Annotated in this window: 14 protein-coding genes; 2 read left to right on the forward strand and 12 right to left on the reverse strand. The window is 70.3% G+C overall.

Features of this window, described 5'->3' with window-relative positions; all coding sequences use genetic code 11:
- The 6 genes from GWK15_RS17765 to GWK15_RS17790 form a co-directional block, all read right to left on the reverse strand.
- Complete coding sequence (locus tag GWK15_RS17765; protein WP_168042706.1) at nt 1–999, reverse strand: ABC transporter ATP-binding protein; 999 nt, start codon at nt 997–999, stop codon at nt 1–3.
- Entirely contained in the window at nt 996–1,994 is a 999-nt protein-coding gene (locus GWK15_RS17770; protein WP_168042707.1) for an ABC transporter ATP-binding protein, read from the reverse strand. Before GWK15_RS17770 ends, GWK15_RS17765 begins: the two co-directional genes overlap by 4 nt.
- The gene (locus tag GWK15_RS17775; RefSeq protein ID WP_168042708.1) at nt 1,987–3,090 is read right to left on the reverse strand and encodes an ABC transporter permease; all 1,104 of its coding nucleotides are present in this window, start codon (nt 3,088–3,090) and stop codon (nt 1,987–1,989) included. Before GWK15_RS17775 ends, GWK15_RS17770 begins: the two co-directional genes overlap by 8 nt.
- Nucleotides 3,087–4,079 (reverse strand): ABC transporter permease, encoded by a 993-nt coding sequence (locus GWK15_RS17780; protein WP_168042709.1) that lies wholly within the window; start codon nt 4,077–4,079, stop codon nt 3,087–3,089. Before GWK15_RS17780 ends, GWK15_RS17775 begins: the two co-directional genes overlap by 4 nt.
- Nucleotides 4,080–4,202: 123 nt before the next feature.
- Nucleotides 4,203–5,480, reverse strand: coding sequence for a TRAP transporter large permease subunit (locus tag GWK15_RS17785; RefSeq protein ID WP_168042710.1), 1,278 nt, complete (start codon nt 5,478–5,480; stop codon nt 4,203–4,205).
- A gap of 10 nt (nt 5,481–5,490) precedes the next feature.
- Nucleotides 5,491–6,054, reverse strand: coding sequence for a TRAP transporter small permease (locus tag GWK15_RS17790; protein ID WP_168042711.1), 564 nt, complete (start codon nt 6,052–6,054; stop codon nt 5,491–5,493).
- 63 nt (nt 6,055–6,117) lie between these two features.
- Here GWK15_RS17790 and GWK15_RS17795 point away from each other — a divergent pair, with 63 nt between their 5' ends.
- On the forward strand, nt 6,118–7,230 hold the full coding sequence (locus GWK15_RS17795) for a mandelate racemase/muconate lactonizing enzyme family protein (protein ID WP_168042712.1): 1,113 nt from the start codon (nt 6,118–6,120) through the stop codon (nt 7,228–7,230).
- Nucleotides 7,231–7,305: 75 nt separating this feature from the next.
- Here GWK15_RS17795 and GWK15_RS17800 read toward each other — a convergent pair whose 3' ends face one another.
- A complete protein-coding gene (locus GWK15_RS17800; RefSeq protein WP_168042713.1) occupies nt 7,306–8,283 on the reverse strand; it encodes a sialic acid TRAP transporter substrate-binding protein SiaP in 978 nt (325 codons plus the stop codon).
- A gap of 171 nt (nt 8,284–8,454) precedes the next feature.
- Here GWK15_RS17800 and GWK15_RS17805 point away from each other — a divergent pair, with 171 nt between their 5' ends.
- Entirely contained in the window at nt 8,455–9,732 is a 1,278-nt protein-coding gene (locus tag GWK15_RS17805; RefSeq protein WP_168042714.1) for a solute carrier family 23 protein, read from the forward strand.
- Between the two features lie 20 nt (nt 9,733–9,752).
- On the opposite strand, the gene GWK15_RS17810 is transcribed toward GWK15_RS17805, so the two are convergent.
- The 5 genes from GWK15_RS17810 to GWK15_RS17830 form a co-directional block, all read right to left on the reverse strand.
- A complete protein-coding gene (locus tag GWK15_RS17810; protein WP_168042715.1) occupies nt 9,753–10,148 on the reverse strand; it encodes a DUF4150 domain-containing protein in 396 nt (131 codons plus the stop codon).
- Nucleotides 10,149–10,158: 10 nt separating this feature from the next.
- On the reverse strand, nt 10,159–10,746 hold the full coding sequence (locus GWK15_RS17815) for a DUF3540 domain-containing protein (protein ID WP_168042716.1): 588 nt from the start codon (nt 10,744–10,746) through the stop codon (nt 10,159–10,161).
- A gap of 27 nt (nt 10,747–10,773) precedes the next feature.
- On the reverse strand, nt 10,774–11,835 hold the full coding sequence (locus GWK15_RS17820; protein ID WP_168042717.1) for a pentapeptide repeat-containing protein: 1,062 nt from the start codon (nt 11,833–11,835) through the stop codon (nt 10,774–10,776).
- Nucleotides 11,832–14,438, reverse strand: coding sequence for a DUF2169 family type VI secretion system accessory protein (locus GWK15_RS17825; protein WP_168042718.1), 2,607 nt, complete (start codon nt 14,436–14,438; stop codon nt 11,832–11,834). Before GWK15_RS17825 ends, GWK15_RS17820 begins: the two co-directional genes overlap by 4 nt.
- 117 nt (nt 14,439–14,555) lie before the next feature.
- A complete protein-coding gene (locus GWK15_RS17830) occupies nt 14,556–16,820 on the reverse strand; it encodes a type VI secretion system tip protein TssI/VgrG (protein WP_168042719.1) in 2,265 nt (754 codons plus the stop codon).
- Between the last annotated feature and the right edge of the window lie 217 nt (nt 16,821–17,037).

The raw sequence follows: 17,037 nt of genomic DNA on the forward strand, positions 1-17,037 counted from the left end.
CTAGGCCACGCCGGTGAGCTCGATCTCCTGCGCGCGGTGGCAGCTTGCCCATCGTCCCGGGGCCACTTCGGTCAGTTCGGGGCGCTCCACCCGGCAGCGGTCCTGCGCGTAGGGGCAGCGCGGATGGAAGGCGCAGCCGGGCGGCGGCTTCGCGGGGTCCGCGACCTCGCCGCTCGCCTTCATCTGGCGGCCGCGGCGCATCGGGTCGGGCGCCGGAACGGCGGCGAGCAGCGTCTCGGTGTAGGGATGTCGCGGTGCGCGATACAGCGCGTCGGTCGGCGCGACCTCGACGATGCGCCCGACATACATCACCGCAACCCGGTCGCTGACATGGCGCACGACGCTGAGGTCATGCGCGACGAACAGCATCGACAGCTTCAGACGGTCCTGCAGGTCGAGCATCAGGTTGATGATCTGCGCCTGCACCGAGACGTCGAGCGCGGAGACCGGCTCATCCGCCACCACCAGGCGCGGATTCAGCGCCAGAGCCCGCGCGATGCCGATGCGCTGACGCTGCCCGCCCGAGAAGGCATGCGGGAAGCGCGTGCGGGCGACCGCGGGCATCTGCACCAGGTCCAGCAATTCGAGCACCCGCGCATTGCGCTCGGCCGCCGGGACGCCGTTGACCTTCAGCGGCTCTGCGATGATGTCGCCCACCATCATGCGCGGGTTCAGCGAGGAATAGGGATCCTGGAAGATCATCTGCAGGTGCCGCCGCAGCGGCCGCAGGGCGCGCTTGGGCAGCGTCGCGAGATCGACCGTCCCGCCCTGGCCGGGATCGAAGCGGATGCTGCCGGATGTCGGCGCCAGCGCGCGCAGGATGCAGCGGGAGACGGTGGTCTTGCCGCAGCCGCTCTCGCCCACCAGCGCGAGCGTCTCGCCTTCCGCGATGTGGAAGGACACGCCGTCGACCGCCCGCACCCGCGCGACCTCACGCCGCAGCAGCCCGGCATGGATCGGATAGTGCTTCCTGAGATCCGTGACCTCGAGGACGTTCATGCCGGCACCTCGAGGAAACAGGAGGCGCCAGCCTCGCCCGGCCGCAGGGGTGGCGGCAGCGCGGCATCGCAGCGCCCGGGCATGAAGTCGCCGCAGCGCGGATGGAAGGGGCAGCCCGAGGGCCTCGCCCCCGGATGCGGCACCGCCCCGCCGATAGTGGCCAGGCGCTGGCGCGGCGTCGCGAGGATCGAGGGCACCGCCCGCAGCAGCGCCCGCGTATAGGGATGTCGCGGCGCCGCGAACAGGTCCGCGACCGGCGCGTATTCCACCACGCGGCCGAGATACATGACCGCCACCTCGTCGCACATCTCGGCGATCACGCCCATGTCGTGGGTGATCAGCATCAGCGCGATGTTCTTCTCGCGCTGCAGGCGTCGCAGCAGGTCAAGGACCTGCGCCTGGGTGGTGACGTCGAGGGCGGTGGTCGGCTCGTCCGCGATGAGGATGTCCGGATCACCCGCCAGCGCCATGGCGATGCCGACGCGCTGGCGCAGCCCGCCGCTCAGCTGGAAGGGATAGGCGTCGATGCGCAGTTCCGGGCGCGGGATGCCGACCTCGCGCAGCAACTCGATCGCCCGGTCGCGCGCAGCGGCCTTGGAAAGGTCGCTGTGGGCGCGGACGGCCTCGATGATCTGGTTGCCGACGGTGTAGTGGACCGACAGCGCCGTCATCGGCTCCTGGAAGATCAGCCCGATCCGGCCGCCGCGGATGCCGCGCATGCGGCGGGATTCCGGGTCGATCGCGATCAGGTCGGCTTCCTCGGTCGTGCCGGGGTCGAGAAGCGCCCGGCCGCCCACGATCCGTCCCGGCCGGTCGACGATGCGCAGGATGGACCGCGCCGTGACCGACTTGCCGCAGCCGGATTCGCCGACGATGCCAAGCGTTCGCCCGGCATGAAGGTCGAAGGACACGCCTTCCAGCGCGCGCACCGTGCCCTGCTCCATCTCGAAATGCACCGCGAGGTCGCGGACTGCGAGGGATGTGCGTTCAGCCATAGGGATCCGCCGCGTCGCGCAGCCCGTCGCCGAGGAAATTGAAGGCCAGGATCACCAGGATGACCGGCACCGCCGCCGAGAGCAGCCAGGGCGCATTGGCCAGCACCTGGATGTTCTGCGCGTCCTGCAACAGGATCCCCCAGGAGATCGCCGGCGGCCGCAAACCGAGGCCGAGGAAGGAGAGCGCCGTCTCGCTCACGATCATCGCCGGCAGCGCGAGGCTGACCGCCGCGATGATGTGGGAGGCGAAGGAGGGCAGCATGTGGCGGAAGATGATCCGCCCCTGGCTGGCGCCGGCGAGTTCGGCCGCGACGACGAAATCTTCCTCCCGCAGCGAGAGGAACCGCCCGCGTACCACGCGCGCCAGGTCCGTCCAGCCGATCAGCGAGATGATGATGGTGATCGCGAAATAGACCTGCGTGGTGCTCCAGGTATTGGGCAGCGCGGCGGCGAGGCCCATCCACAGCGGGATGGTGGGGATCGATCGCAGCACCTCGATGACGCGCTGGATCAGGGTGTCGACCCAACCGCCATAGAGTCCCGATACCCCGCCCAGGATGATGCCGAGCAGCAGGCTGAGGGTAACGCCAGCGAGGCCGATCGACAGCGACACCCGCGTGGCGACGATCATGCGGGAGAAGAGGTCGCGCCCGAGTTGGTCGGTCCCGAGCAGGAAGATGCCGTCGGTGCGCTGCCCACCCTCGATGCCGATCAGGTGGATGTCGGTCTCGAACAGGCCGAGCAGGTTGTAGGTATAGCCGCGTGTGAATAGCCGCACCGGCAGCTTGCGGTTCGGGTCGGGCGTGTAGATCAGCTGAAAGGTCTGCCGGTCCCGAACCCCGCGCAACCCGTAGACATGCGGGTTGAAGCCGTCCTCGTCGAACAGGTGGATCGACTGGGGCGGGATGAAGGACCGCCGCGCATCCGTGGCATGCGGGTCGTTGATCGCGAGGAAATCCGCGAAGGCCGCCACCAGGTAGAACAGCACGATGATGAAGAGGCTGACCACCGCGAGCCGGTGCCGCCGGAAGCGCCACCAGGTCAGGCGAAGCTGCGTCGCCTCCGCCCAGCGGTCCTGTGCCGCGGTCGCGCTCATGCCCGCCCCTCCAGCCGGATGCGGGGGTCGATCCACATCAGCAGCAGGTCCGAGATCAGCGTCCCGATCACCGTCATGACGCCGAGCAGCAGCACGATGGCCCCGGCGAGGAACATGTCCTGCGCCACCAGCGCCTGCAGCAGTAGCGGCCCGACGGTCGGCAGGCCGAGCACCAGAGACACCACGATGCTGCCCGAGACGAGATAGGGAAACAGGTAGGCGATGGAACTCGCAAAGGGGTTGAGCGCCGCGCGCACCGGATACTTCAGCACCACGCGCCGTTCCGAGATGCCCTTCGCCCGCGCGGTGACGACATAGGGCCGCCGCAGCTCATCGAGCAGGTTCGCGCGCATGATGCGGATGAGCTGCGCGGTGCCCGCCAACGCCAACACCGCCGCGGGCAGCGGCAGGTGCTTCATCAGGTCCCACACGCGCCCCCAGGACCAGGGCGCCTGCACATACTCCGGCGAGAAGAGCCCGCCCACGCTGAGCCCGAGATAGCGGAAGCCGAGATACATCAGGATGAGCGCGAGCAGGAAGTTCGGCACCGCGAGCCCGATGAAGCCTAGCGTGGTGAAGACATAGTCCCCGATCGAATACTGCCGCACCGCGGAATAGATCCCGATCGGCAGCGCGATCGCCCAGGTGAGGAATAGCGCGGCGAGCGAGACCACCATCGTCAGCCACAGCCGGTCGCCGATCACCTCGCTGACTGGCCGCCGCCAGACCATTGAGACGCCGAAATCCCCCTGCAGCACGCGTCCCATCCAGCGCGCGTACTGCACGATGACCGGCCGATCGAGCCCATATTCCACGCGCATCGCCGCCGCCTGTTCCTGCGAGACGGAACTCCCGCTCGCGGTCAGGTTCGCGATATAGGCATCGACGAAGTCGCCCGGCGGCAGGCGGATGATCACGAAGGTCAGCGCCGAGATGAAGATGCAGGTGACGACCGCGAGGCCGAGGCGCTGCAGCAGATAGCTCAGCATGAACGCCGCCGTCGCGACCGCGCGCTGGCCATGGCTTCGCTTCCTCCGTCCGTCCCGGTCCGTGCCGGCGGTTGTCCAGACTAAACAACAGGGTCAGGGGTGCGGCAAGCCGTGCCGCACCTCTCAGCGATAGATCAGCGTCGGCAGAAACAGCACCATCTCGGGCCAGAAGGTCACGAGGCCGAGGCAGATGAACAACGGGATCAGGAAGGGCGCGCAGGCCTTCGTCGTCTCCTCGAACGTCATGCCCGACACGCGCGCGAGGATGTAGAGCACCATGCCCACCGGCGGCGTCAGCAGGCCGATCATCAGGTTCAGCACCATGATCAGGCCGAAATGCACAGGATCGACGCCGATCTGCGTCATCAGCGGCAGCAGCACCGGGACCAGGATGGTGATGGCGGCGATGGTCTCGAGGAAGCAGCCCACCACCAGCAGCAGGATGTTCACCAGCAGCAGGACGACGATGGGATTGCTGCTGACCGAAAGCACCGCCTCCGCCACCGATTCCGTGACCCGCGTCGTCGTCACCAGCCAGCCGAAGATGGAAGCGCCTGCGACGATCAGCAGCACGACCGCGGTGGTCTCGATCGTCTCCATCGTCACGCGCAGCAGGCCGCGCCAGGACAGCGTGCGATAGACCACGGTGCCGAGCAGCAGCGCGTAGAAGGTCGCGGCGATGGCGGCTTCCGTCGGCGTGAAGGCGCCGGTCGTCATGCCGCCCACCAGCAGCACCGGGGTCATGAGCGGCAGGAAGGCGCGCTTGCCGGTGTGCATCAGCCGCGCCCAGCGGAATTCCGCGTCGCGGTCGAAGCCGCGGCGATGCGCGACCCAGGCCACCGAGCCCATCAGCGTCACCGCCATCAGCAACCCCGGGATCACGCCCGCCGCGAAAAGCTGCCCGATCGAGGTATTCGCCGAGACGCCGTAGATCACCATCGGCAGCGAGGGCGGGATGATCGGGCCGATGGTCGCCGAGGCACCGGTCAGCCCGACCGCGAAGGGCAGCGGGTAGCCGTGCTCCTTCATCGCCTTGATCTCGATGTTGCCGAGCCCGCCGGCATCCGCGACCGCGGTGCCCGACATGCCGGCGAAGATCACGCTGCCCACCACGTTCACATGGCCGAGCCCGCCCTTGAGCCAGCCGACCAGGGCGGTCGCGAAGGAATAGATGCGCTCCGTGATGCCGGCGCTGTTCATCAGGCTGCCGGACATGACGAAGAACGGGATCGCCAGCAGTGGGAAGCTGTCGACGCCCGAGGCCATGCGGTGCAGCACCACCAGCGGCGGCACCGACTGGTCGAACCACACATAGATCAGCGAGGCGCCACCCAGCGCGACAGCCACCGGCACGCCGATCGCCATCAGGCCGAGGAAGGCGAGGAAGAGGATCCAGGTCACCGCCGCCCCCTCAGATATGCACGCCGGCGGTGGGGTCGGCCTCGGCCGGTTCGCCCGCGCGGAAGCGGCGCCAGGCGGCCTGGACCGCGCGGAGCGTCGTCAGCACCAGGCCGAACAGGATCGCCCAGTAGACATAGGACAGCGGCCAGTCGATCACGACCATGGGCTGGAAGCGCATCGCCTCGGCCACCTGCCAGCACAGCCAGACCGACACAGCGTAGAAGGCGATGGTCAGCGCCGCGGCAAGGAGGTGCATCCACCGCCGCGGCCCGGGCGGCAGCGCATTGGGCAGGAATTCGACGGCGATGTGGGTGCCCCGGCGCGCGGCCATCGCACTGCCGGTGAAGGTCAGCGCCATCAGGACGTAGCGCGCGATCTCCTCGGTCCAGGCGATGCTGTCGTTGAGGATGTAGCGGCTGAAGAACTGCAGGAAGACGATGCCGGCCAGGGCCCAGAACAGCAGGAAGGACAGCCAGTCCTCGGGCGCCATGTCGACGGGGGGCTCGGGCGCCTCGGCCTCGTCCCGGGTCAGTTCGACGAAGAGCTCCTCGTCGTCGCTCCGTGGCGTCGCCAAGACCGCTTCCTCCCCTCGTTATGATCTGGGCATGATACTGCTATAGCAGATGGGGGAATGCCAATGGCCAAGATCGCGCGCGTCGAGATCCAGCAGGTGGACCTCGCACCCAAGGTCGCGCGCAGCGACGCCATCCAGGCCTTCCTCGCCCAGGAAACGCCGATCCTGCGCATCACCGACACGGATGGGGCGACGGGGACGGGCTACTGCTACACGATCGGCCAGGGCGGGTCCTCGGTGGTGGCGCTGCTGCGGGACCATTTCGGCCCGCGCCTGATCGGGCGCGAGGCCGAGGCGATCGAGGCGATCTGGCAGGACCTCTTCATGGGCAGCCATGCGCTGTCGGTCGGGCCGCTGACGGCGCTGTCGCTCGCCGCCGTGGACACCGCGCTGTGGGACCTGCGCGGGATCCGCACGGCGCGGCCGCTGCACCTCCTCGCGGGCGGCGCGAAGCCCGCGATCCCCGTCTACACGACCGAGGGCGGCTGGCTGCACATGTCGCAGGCGGAGATCGTCGCCGAGGCCGAGGCCGCCGTCGCGTCGGGCTTCGCGGGCACCAAGATCAAGGTGGGCCGTCCGCGGCTGCAGGAGGACATCGCGCGGCTTTCGGCGGTGCGCGCGGCGGTCGGCGACGCGTTCCAGATCATGACCGACGCCAACCAGGGCTTCACGGTCGCCGAGGCCGTCCGCCGCGCCGGCGCCTTCGAGGCAGCGGGCCTCGACCTCGCCTGGTACGAGGAGCCGCTGCCGGCCGAGGATGTCGAGGGCCATGTGCGCCTGTCGGCCGCGACGCGCATCCCCGTCGCGGTGGGCGAGAGCCTCTATCACCCCGCCCAGTTCCGCGACTACCTGGCGCGCGGCGCGTGCTCGGTGGTGCAGGTCGATGTCGCGCGCATCGGCGGCATCACGCCCTGGCTGAAGGTCGCGCACATGGCCGAGGCCTTCAACGTGCCGGTGTGCCCGCACTTCCTGATGGAACTTCACCTGCCGCTGGTCTGCGCCGTCCCGAATGGCGCCTGGCTGGAGCATATCCCTCAGTTGGACGACATCGCGACGAGCCGCGTGGAGGTCCGCGACGGCCTCGCCGCCCCGCCCGCGGCCCCCGGGAACGGCATCGCCTGGGACTGGGACGCCATCGCCGCGAAGCGCGCCTTCACCCCGCTGGTCCTGACCTGAAAAGTCCCGGTTCCCAAAGGCCTTTCGGCCTTTGGTGGGGGTTTTCGAGGGGGCAAGGCCCCCTCGTCCCGTCGCTTACCGGATCGCCTGCAGCCGGTCGTACTGCTCCCGCGTCCAGCCTGCGCCCGCGGCCGCATCGTTGTGCAGCGGCAGCGCCGCCGCGCGGAACGCCTCGCGGTCGGGCCGCTGCACCGTCTTCCCCTGCCCTTCGAACCACGGCGGCAGGGCGAGCTCCGCCTGGCGGATCTCGTTCGTCGCGCGGTCGGAGGCTTCCTTCAGCACCTGGGTGAAGGTCTGCTTGTCCGCGTCGTTGAGCCGCCGCCAGGTGCTGCCCGAGAGGATCGTGAGCAGGCTTTCGGTGATGTGCCCGGTCAGCGAGATGTGCGTCTGCACCTCGTAGAACTTCTTGGCCTGGATCGTCGGCAGCGGGTTCTCCTGCCCGTCCACCGTGCCCTGCTGGAGGGCGAGGTAGACCTCGGCGAAGGCGATGGGCGTGGCGTTGGCGCCGACCGAGCGGGTGAACATCAGGAAGAGCGGCGCCTGCGGCACGCGCAGCTTCATCCCGCGCATGTCCTCGGGCTTCATGATGGAACGGTTCGCGGTGACGTGGCGTTCGCCGTAGTAGGTGAGCGCGAGGGCCTGGTTGCCGGTCTGCCGGTTGTAGCCGCCCATCATGTCCTGCAGCAGGTCGCTGCGGCGATAGGCCATGAAGTGGTCGAAGTCCCGCAGCGCATAGGGCGCGTTGGTGATCGCGATCGGCTTGTACGTCGCGCCGGCGAAGGCGACGCCGGTGTAGATCATGTCGACGGTGCCGAGGGCGAGTCCTTGGTTGATCGTCGGCTCGTTGCCGAGGGCCGAGGCCGGGAAGACCTCGATCGCCCAGCGGTTGTTGGTGCGCTGCTGGATCTGCTGGGCCGCCCAGACCGCCTGGGTGTGGTAGGGCTCGTTGGTCTCGTAGACATGCGCCCAGCGCAGCCGCGTCTGGGCCTGCGCGGCGCTGCCGAGCAGCGCGGGCGCGGCCAAGGCCGCACCGATGACGGTCCTGCGATGCATCCTGGTGATCCTCCCTCGGGGCTGGGTCGCGTCCATGCGCGGCCCTTGAGCGCAAGGATGCGGCGGGTCGCGGCGCGGAGGCAAGGCTGCCGTTCCGGTTGCGCAGCGCCACACCCCTTGCGCGGGGCGGCCGGTCCCGTCCAATCACGCGCGACCACGGGGGAAGCGACGATGCTGCACTGGACCGAACGACGTCTGACCGACGGGGCGGCGATCGCCCCGGATGAGCGCCTGCCCTGGCCGCAGACCTTCGCGATGGGGCTGCAGCATGTCGTCGCGATGTTCGGCGCGACCGTGCTGGCGCCGCGGCTGATGGGCTTCGACGCCAACATCGCCATCCTGATGAGCGGCATCGGCACGATGCTGTTCTTCGTCATCACGCGGGGCAAGGTGCCGAGCTACCTCGGATCCTCCTTCGCCTTCATCGCGGTGGTGCTGGCCGCGACGGGCTTCGCAGGCGGGGGGCCGAATCCGAATCTCGGCGTGGCGCTGGGCGGCATCGTGGCCTGCGGGGCGCTCTATGCGCTGATCGGCCTCGCGGTGATGGCGGTCGGGACGGGCTGGATCGAACGGCTGATGCCGCCGGCCGTGACCGGGGCGGTGGTCGCGGTGATCGGGCTCAACCTCGCGGCCATCCCGGTGAAGAACATGGCGCCGACCGGCTTCGACGCCTGGATGCAGGCGATGACCTTCGTCGTCCTGGCGCTGGTCGCGGTGAAGACGCGCGGCATGGTGCAGCGGCTGCTGATCCTGGTCGGGTTGATCCTCGCCAGCGTGATCTACGCGGTGCTGACGAACGGGCTGGGGTTCGGTACGCCTGTCGACCTCGCGCCGGTGGCCAATGCGCCGTGGTTCGGCATGCCCGGCTTCGCAGCGCCGGTCTTCTCGGCCCAGGCGATACTGCTGATCGCCCCGGTCGCGATCGTGCTGGTGGCGGAGAACCTCGGGCACCTCAAGGCGGTCGCGGCGATGACGGGGCGGGACATGGACCCGCATATCGGGCGCGCCTTCGTGGGCGACGGCGTCGCGACGATGATCGCAGGTGCCTCCGGCGGCACGGGCGTGACAACCTATGCCGAGAACATCGGCGTGATGGCGGCGACGCGCGTCTACTCGACGGCGGTCTTCGTCGTGGCAGCGATGGTGGCAGTGGTCCTGGGCTTCTCCCCGAAGTTCGGCGCGCTGATCCAGGCCATCCCGCTGGCGGTCATGGGCGGGGTGTCGATCGTGGTGTTCGGGCTGATCACCATCGCCGGGGCGCGGATCTGGGTCGACAACAAGGTCGACTTCGCCAATCCGGCGAACCTGATGACGGTCGCGATCGCGCTGGTCCTCGGCACCGGCGACTTCACGCTGCGCTTCGGGGATTTCGCCCTGGGCGGCATCGGCACCGCGACCTTCGGCGCGATCCTGCTGCACCTGGTGCTGGGCGGGCGGGCGGCGCGCTAGGCGGCGCCCGCCCCGCGCAGTCACGGCGCCAGGATCATCACCTTGGTCTGGCTCGGCACGATGCGCGCGCCGACCATGTTCGTGCTGTTCTGCATCGACATCGAGGTCAGCCGCGTCGCCGGCGACCCCGCCACCAGCACGGTCAAGGCGCCGAGGAGGTGGCGCGACGGCCCCATCACGGTGCCCGAGGCGACGCCCGTCGCCACCCCTGCGTTGTCGCCATTCGTTATCGGCGTGACGGTGGCCATGGTGTGCATGGGACCGACGCCGATGATGGTGGTGAACTGGCTCGGGACCGCCGTCGATCCCTCGGCGACGTTGGGATAGGGGATCGGCAGCGGCGCTGGCAGCGCCGGTGTCAGGCAGACATCCGGGAAGGCCATGTCCATCCCGCCCATCTGGCAATTGGCGAACATCGCGCTGTCCTCAGCCCAGGTGGATCTGATCGGCGCGCAGCTTGACCAGCGCGCCGCCCTGCAGCGTCACCGCGTCCCCGCGCAGGTGCATGTGGCCACTGGCGCGCTGTTCGATGTCGCGGGCGCGCAGCTGCTCGCTTTCCTCGACGATGCGGATCGACCGGCGGAAGCGGCCGACGATGCGCTGGGCGATGGTCTCGATCGCCTCGGCCAGCAGCGCCACGCGGCCCAGGCTGGCATCGGTGCGCCCGGCGGCGACATCTAGCGATCCCGTCGTCACCCCGGTCGTACTCGCCCGCAGGTCAATCCTGCCGGCATCGAGCGTCAGCCGCCCTTCCGCCGCGGCGATGGTCGCGCCATCCGGCAGCGCGACGCGCATCGGCGCATCGCCGTGCCGCGCCAGCACCGCGAGGATGAACGCCTCGCCCTCCGCATGGCCCACCAGCACCAGGTCGCCCGGGGCCGGTTCCACGAGACATGAGAAGGCGCGCTGCGCGGCCTCCGCCCGACCATGGCGCAGGATGGTGAAGCCCGTGCAGTCCTGCGCCACGACGCGCGCACTGTCGGTGAGCGGCGCGAAGCCGGTGATGGCGTTCATCTCGGGGTCTCCGGTGCTGCGGTCATGTCATGCGCCCGCGAAGCGCTGTTGCCATTGCTCGGCCTCGAGCCGCTCGTGATCGGGCGGCAGGGCGTGGCGACGGTCCGGTATGCGCGCGCCGCCGTCGCGGACGGCGTGCAGGTTCGCGCGGGTCAGGCGCGCACCGGTCAGGTCGGCGCCAGTCAGGTCGGCATGGCTGAGGTCGGCATAGGTCATGTCGCAGTCGTTGAACCGCGCGCGTGGCGCCGCCATGCCGACGCAGACCGCCTGCACCAGCCGCGCGCCGGTGGCATCGGCCTCGGCGAGGTCGGCCCCCTGCAGGATCGCGCTGGTGAGGTCCGCGCCGCGCAGCACGGCCTTGGCGAGAACGGCCCCCAGCAGCACGGCGCGCATCATCCGCGCCCCTTCGAAGATGGCGCCGGCAGCCTTCAGATTCGCCATGCCCGACTGCGTGAGATCGGCGCCCGAGAGGTCGCAGCCGGTCATGTCGCAGTCGCTGAAGTGACACAGCGCCGCGACCAGGCCGCGCAGGTCGAGGCCGGCGAAGCTCACCTTGACGAAGTTGGTGCGGAGGAAGCGCACCCCGTCCAGCGTTGCGGCCGAGAGATCGGCCTCGACCAGCGCCAGTTCCTCGCAATCCGTCCCGGCGAGGTCGATGCCATCGGTGCGGCATTGCACGAGGTTGGCACGCTGCAGGGACGCGCCGGCGAAGGTGGCGCGCGTCAGCCGGCACTGCACGATGTTCGCCTCGGCCAGCTTTGCATTGGCGAAGAACGCGCCGCGCAATCCGCTGCCGGTGACGTTCCATCCGGTGCAGTCGGCGCCCGAGAGGTCCACGCGCGACATGGCGCAGCCCTGGAAGCTCGCCTTCGCCAGCGTCGCGCCGGCGAGCGTCGCGCCGTCCAGGCGCACGCCGTACAGCATCGCCTCGCGCAGATCGGCGCCGCTGAGGTCGCAACTGGCGAGGCTCGCGCCGTCGAAGATGCCGCCGGACAGGTCGGCGCCGGACAGGTCGAGCCCCGTCCAGTCGCGATCGGACCCGATGACCTCGCCATCGCGCACCATCGCCTCGATCTCGGCGCGGCTCATGACGGCGTCCGGCGCGGATGGATGCGCGTGCGGGTGCGCTGCACGCGGTCGATGCGGGTCGCCTCGTCGGCATGGATGCGGGCGATGTCGGCCTCGTACAGGCTGGTGTCGCTGAGATCCGCGGCGCGGATGTCCGCGCGCGCCAGGCTCGCCTGGGCGAGATCGGCGCGCGTCAGCTGCGCGCCGTGCAGGTCGGCGGCCGTCAGCCGCGCGGCGCGACCGCGCGTGAGGTCGAAGGACGCGCCATGCAGGCTGCAGTCCGACAGGTCGGCGCCATCCAGCGAGGCGCCGTCGAACACCGCCCCGTCCAGCACTGCGCCACGCAGGTTCGCACCGTCGCAGCGCGCCCCGGCGAAGCGCGCGCCGCGGAGGACGCAATCCTGCACGAAGACCGCGCGTTCCAGCTGCGCCCCGTCGAAGGCCACGCCATCGCCCGTGGCGCCGATGAAGGCAGCGCCGGTCAGCTTCGCCCCGGTGAAGTCGGCGCCGTCGAGCCCCGCGCGGATCAGCACCGCGCCGTCGAGATTGGCATAGGCGGCGCGCACTCCGGCGAGCGAGCCCTCATTCACGAGCAGGTTGGGCAGTTGGGCCTCACTGATGTCGGCTCCTTCCAGCAGCGCGCCGGTCAGGCTCACGCCCTCCATCCGGGCGCGATGGAACCTGCCGCGGCGGAGGTCGGCATGGCGCAGCACCGCGTCGCGCAGGTCGGCGTCCGAGAGGTCCGCGGCCTCGAAGCGCGCGCGGCCGAGATTGGCGCCCTGCAGCGAAGCGCGCGCCAGCCGCGCGCCGTCGAGCCGCGCATGCGCGAGCACCGCCCGGTCGAGCCTGGCACCCGTGAGATCCGCTCCGGCGAGGTCCGCGCCATCCAGCCAGACCTCCGTCAGGTCGAAGCCGGCGAGGTCCATCCCCGTCAGGTCCGCGCCGCAGAGATCGAGCCGCGCGCCGTTGCGGCTGCCGTCCAGCAACCGGGCGCGCAGCGCGGCGCTGGCCGCCGCATCCAGGCGCGGCGCGGGATCCTGCATGTCGGCGCCGGCGAGGTAGCCCTGCCGGAGAATCCCCTCCCGCTCCGCGGCGTATCGCGCGAACTGCGGCTCGTCGCGCAGGCGGCGCTCCGTCTCCGTCGGCAGGCCCTGCGCCTCCAGCGCCGCGATGCGCGCATCGATGCGCGCGCGGGGGTCCTCGGCGTCGAGGCGCGGCGGGCCGGACGGCCGCGACGGGGCATCCGGCGGCGTGCCGCCCGCGGCGACGATGCGGGCAGCCGCGGCATCGCGTTCGCGGGCGATCGTCGCCTCGGCCTCGCTGCGGCGCTCCTCCGCCTCCTTAAGCCGGGCGGCGATGGTGGCCGGGAGGTCCTCCAGCGCCGGCGGCGGGTCGCGCGGCGGGCGCTGCGCCAGGCCATAGGCGTCCGGGTCGACGCCGCGTTCGATCAGCCGCGCGCGGTGGCGTTCGTGCTCGCGGTCGGCGCGGTCGCGGGCGCGGCGCTGCGCGACGCCCTCGTCGGCCACGCGGCGGCGCATCTTCTCGAGCACAGGGTCGGGACGCAGGAAGGCGGCCGGCACGAGCGCCGCCTCGTCCAGCGCGGCGATCATGCCCTTCTCGGGGTCGCGCCGCGCGGCGTAGACCGCCTCGAATTCCGCCACGCTGCGCGGTTCGCCGAGCCGGTCGGCGCCCATGAGCAGGGCGGTGATGTCGCGCGCATCCTCCTCCTCGGTCGGGACGCTGCCGTGATGCACCATCACCAGGCGCTTCCATGCGGGAAAGAACCATACGGTCGTCAGGTGCAGCGGCACGTCCTCGAAGGCCGTGGCGCCGCGGCGCTGCACCAGGATGCGCGGCTGCAGGCCCGGCAGGCGGCCGGTAATCTCCGGTTCCTCCGGATGCATGTGGGTGATGGCGTAGTCCTCGTCGCCCGCCAGGAAACCCGCGAAGCGCTGGTCGGGCTGCGCGGCCATGGCGATGCGGTGGTCGACGTCGCGCGCGAAGCCGGGGAAATCCTCCTCGAGCCAGCGCTGGTCGTGCGTGCCGGCAAGGCGCGTCCGCTGCGGCCAGGCGATGTCCATGGCACTCAGGTTCACCGGATGCGGCGCGCCGTGCGCCACGCTCCCGGCCGGCAGCACGATGTTGGGCAGCGCGACGCGGAAGCCGATCCCGGGCAGCGGCACCTCGGCGATGCCGCGCCCAAGCGGATTTTCGGCGCAGGATGGGCCGCCATAGGCGCGCTCCCAGCCCAGTGGCATCTCCGTGAAGGGCGCGGGCTCGGTCGGCAGGCCGTCCTCGATGTGGTGGTCGCCCACCACGCCGACGCGCTTCGTCACGCCGCCGAGGCGCACGCTGACCGTCAGCGTGCGGACGGGCCGCCCCTGCGGGGCGAAGGCGCTGCCGGTCACCAGGAACTCCGCGGCGGGCTTGGGCAGCGCCATGTCGATCGGCTGCGCGGGGGGCAGGACCTCCGGCAGGAACTTCCACATGGCGACCTCGCCGAGCAGCCCCGCCTCCTCGCCCATCGGGCAGAAGCTGAGGGCGGCGACGCCGAGGGAATGGCGCCGGCGGAACTCCGACGGCCGCGTCATGAGGCCGAGCGCGAGGGGCTTCTCGACCCTCATGCGGCGCCGTCGCGGGCGGCAGGCCGCGCGCAATCCTGGCCTGGCGCGGGCGCGATCATCGCACCCCGCCAAGCGGCGCGACGGCGCCGGACGGCCTTGCGGATCGACCGGCGGTGCTCATCGGATGACGGTGAGGCCATTGGCATGCATCGCGAAGCCCGCCTGCCCCAACGCCACCCCCATGTTTTCGATGCCGGTGCCGATGTTCCGCGCCACGGTCGCGGCGGTGTCGATCACCATGGCCTTGGTCCTGGCCTCGAACTCGCCGATGTTGTTGGTCCAGGCGTTCACGTTGACGCTACGGAAGGTCATGTTGAAGGAGGCGAGATAGACGTTGGTGGTCAGCGCGGCCTGGTAGTTGGTCGTGACGTAGAAGCTGCCCGCCCCCGTCCCCATCTGCCAGTCGTACTTGCTGACCCACCGGTTGTGGTGCTCGGCGTTGATGTTGACCGTCGGCGCCGTGATGTTGATGGTATCCGTCGCGGTCAGGTTGATGTCGGGGCCGGACGTCACGCTGACATTCTGGTCGACGTTGAGCGTGACGTTCCCGTGGACGGTTTCCGTCACGTCGCCGGTGATCGTCCGTGTCTCGCTGCCGCCGATGGTGTCGGCCGCGTTGCCCGTGATGGCGACGCTGCGGTTGCCGCCGATGGTCATCGTCTCGTCGTTCTTGATGATGGCCGAGCGGTTCCCCGCGCCGCCGCCCATGCCCACGGTGCGGGTTTCGTTGTTCTCCACCTCCACCACGTAGTCGCGCTCGGCATGGAGCAGCACCTGCTCGGCGCCGATCGCATCCTCGAAGCGCAACTCGTTGTAGTTGGCGGCGGTGCCGCCCGGCGTCGATCGTGTGCGGATGCCGGACTGCGTCGCGCTGGCCGGCAGCGCATAGGGCACCGACAGGTCGGTGTCGTAGACACGGCCGGTGATGATCGGGCGGTCGGGATCCCCGTTGAGGAAATCGACGATCACTTCCTGCCCGACGCGCGGGACGTGGATGTGCCCCCAGCCGGCGCCGGCCGCGCCCTGCGAGACACGGATCCAGACAGCGCTGTTGACCGCCGGTGCGCCCGGAGGCCCGCGGTCCCACAGGAACTGCACCTGGACGCGGCCGTATTCGTCGGTGTTGATCTCCTGCCCGGCGGCGCCGACCACCAGTGCGGTCTGCGGCCCCGCCACCTTCGGCTTGGGCGTGACGCGATCGGGGCGGAAGGGCACGCCGTGCGGCACGCAGTCGAAGTCGTTGTCGCAGGACGGCGGCGGCGCGGCGTCCCCACCGGGCTGCAGCAGCGCCCATTCCTCCTCGGTCCAGCAGGAATAGTCGCGCGCGCGGTGGCGGATGCCGATCACGAGGTAGTCGGCGGCGCTCGCCTCGGTGTCCGGCTGGATCCTCACCTTGGTGCCGGGATCGAGGCCCGCCGCGAGGCTGGCGCCGGTCCAGCGTTCCCAGTGCGATTCCTCGATCTCGATCAGCCGCGTGGCCATCAGGTCCGCGTCGTGCTGGCCGACCTGGCCTTCGATGGAACCGTCCGCGTGGCTGCGCAGCCGCGCCATGTAGTTGCCGGGAAAACGATAGCGCTCGAACCGCGTGAACTGGCGGACCACCGACGCATCGGCGCTGGCGATGTCGGCGAAGGATTCGGTCTTGTCCCAGGCGCGCTGCGGGCGGGTGAGGTTGTGGTCGCGCACGGTCCAGGTGCCGGTGCGGAAGCTGTAGGCCTCGGCGAAGCGGTCGGTCACGCCGTCGCCCACCACCAGCGTCTCGAAGGGAGGGTTGGGCACGTGCACGTTGTTGTTGTTGTCGGTGAAGCACAGCGTGTGCGCGGTGTCGGTGTGCTCGTGCCAATAAAAGACGCCCGCGTGCTCGAGCAGCCGGGAGACGAAGTCGAGCGCCGTCTCGTCGTACTGCACGCAGTATTCCAGCGTGCCATAGGTCTCCGGCACGACGATGCGGTCGGCATGGGGAATGCCGTGCTCGCCAAGGATGGTGGCGACGATCTGCGGAATGGTCTGGTCGTGGAAGATGCGGAAGTCCGAGGTCTGCGAGAGGAACCACAGCCTCGGCACCACCTCGGCTTCCCATTCCAGGATCATGCCGTCGCGCCCGACGCGCCCGATGCGCGCGATGCGCCGGAAATGCCCGTTGAGCGGACGCCGGCGCAGCCGGTTCGCCGCGTCGGGTTCGGGCTGTCCGAAGAACAGCGTCACCTCGGTGCCGATCAGCGCCTTCACCGCGGCCACCGGCGCCTCGGTCGCGAAGCGGATGCGATAGACGAAGGGGGCCGAGAGCCTGTCCTCGCCTTCGAGTTCCGTGAGGACCACCGGCCATCCGGCCAGCGTCGTGTGCATCGCGAGCAGGCAGTTCGACTGGTCGTAGTTCGGCACCGTGTCGTGTCCTCGGCTTGTCGGGGAGTGACGCCCGTCCGGCGGCGCCCGCGCGGGGCCGCGCCCTGCGGTCAGCCTGGCGGCGGCGCCGCGCCGCGCACGGTCATGGCCCTGCGGCCCTTCAGCAAGGGCGGCTCCTTGCGAGGGATCCGGCTGGCGAACCTGGTCGCACGGTCGGTCATCAGCCGCTGTCTCCCCGTCGTGACGAATCCGGCAT

Source organism: Neoroseomonas oryzicola, from assembly GCF_012163135.1.
In the GTDB taxonomy this organism is placed as follows: Bacteria; Pseudomonadota; Alphaproteobacteria; order Acetobacterales; family Acetobacteraceae; genus Neoroseomonas; species Neoroseomonas oryzicola.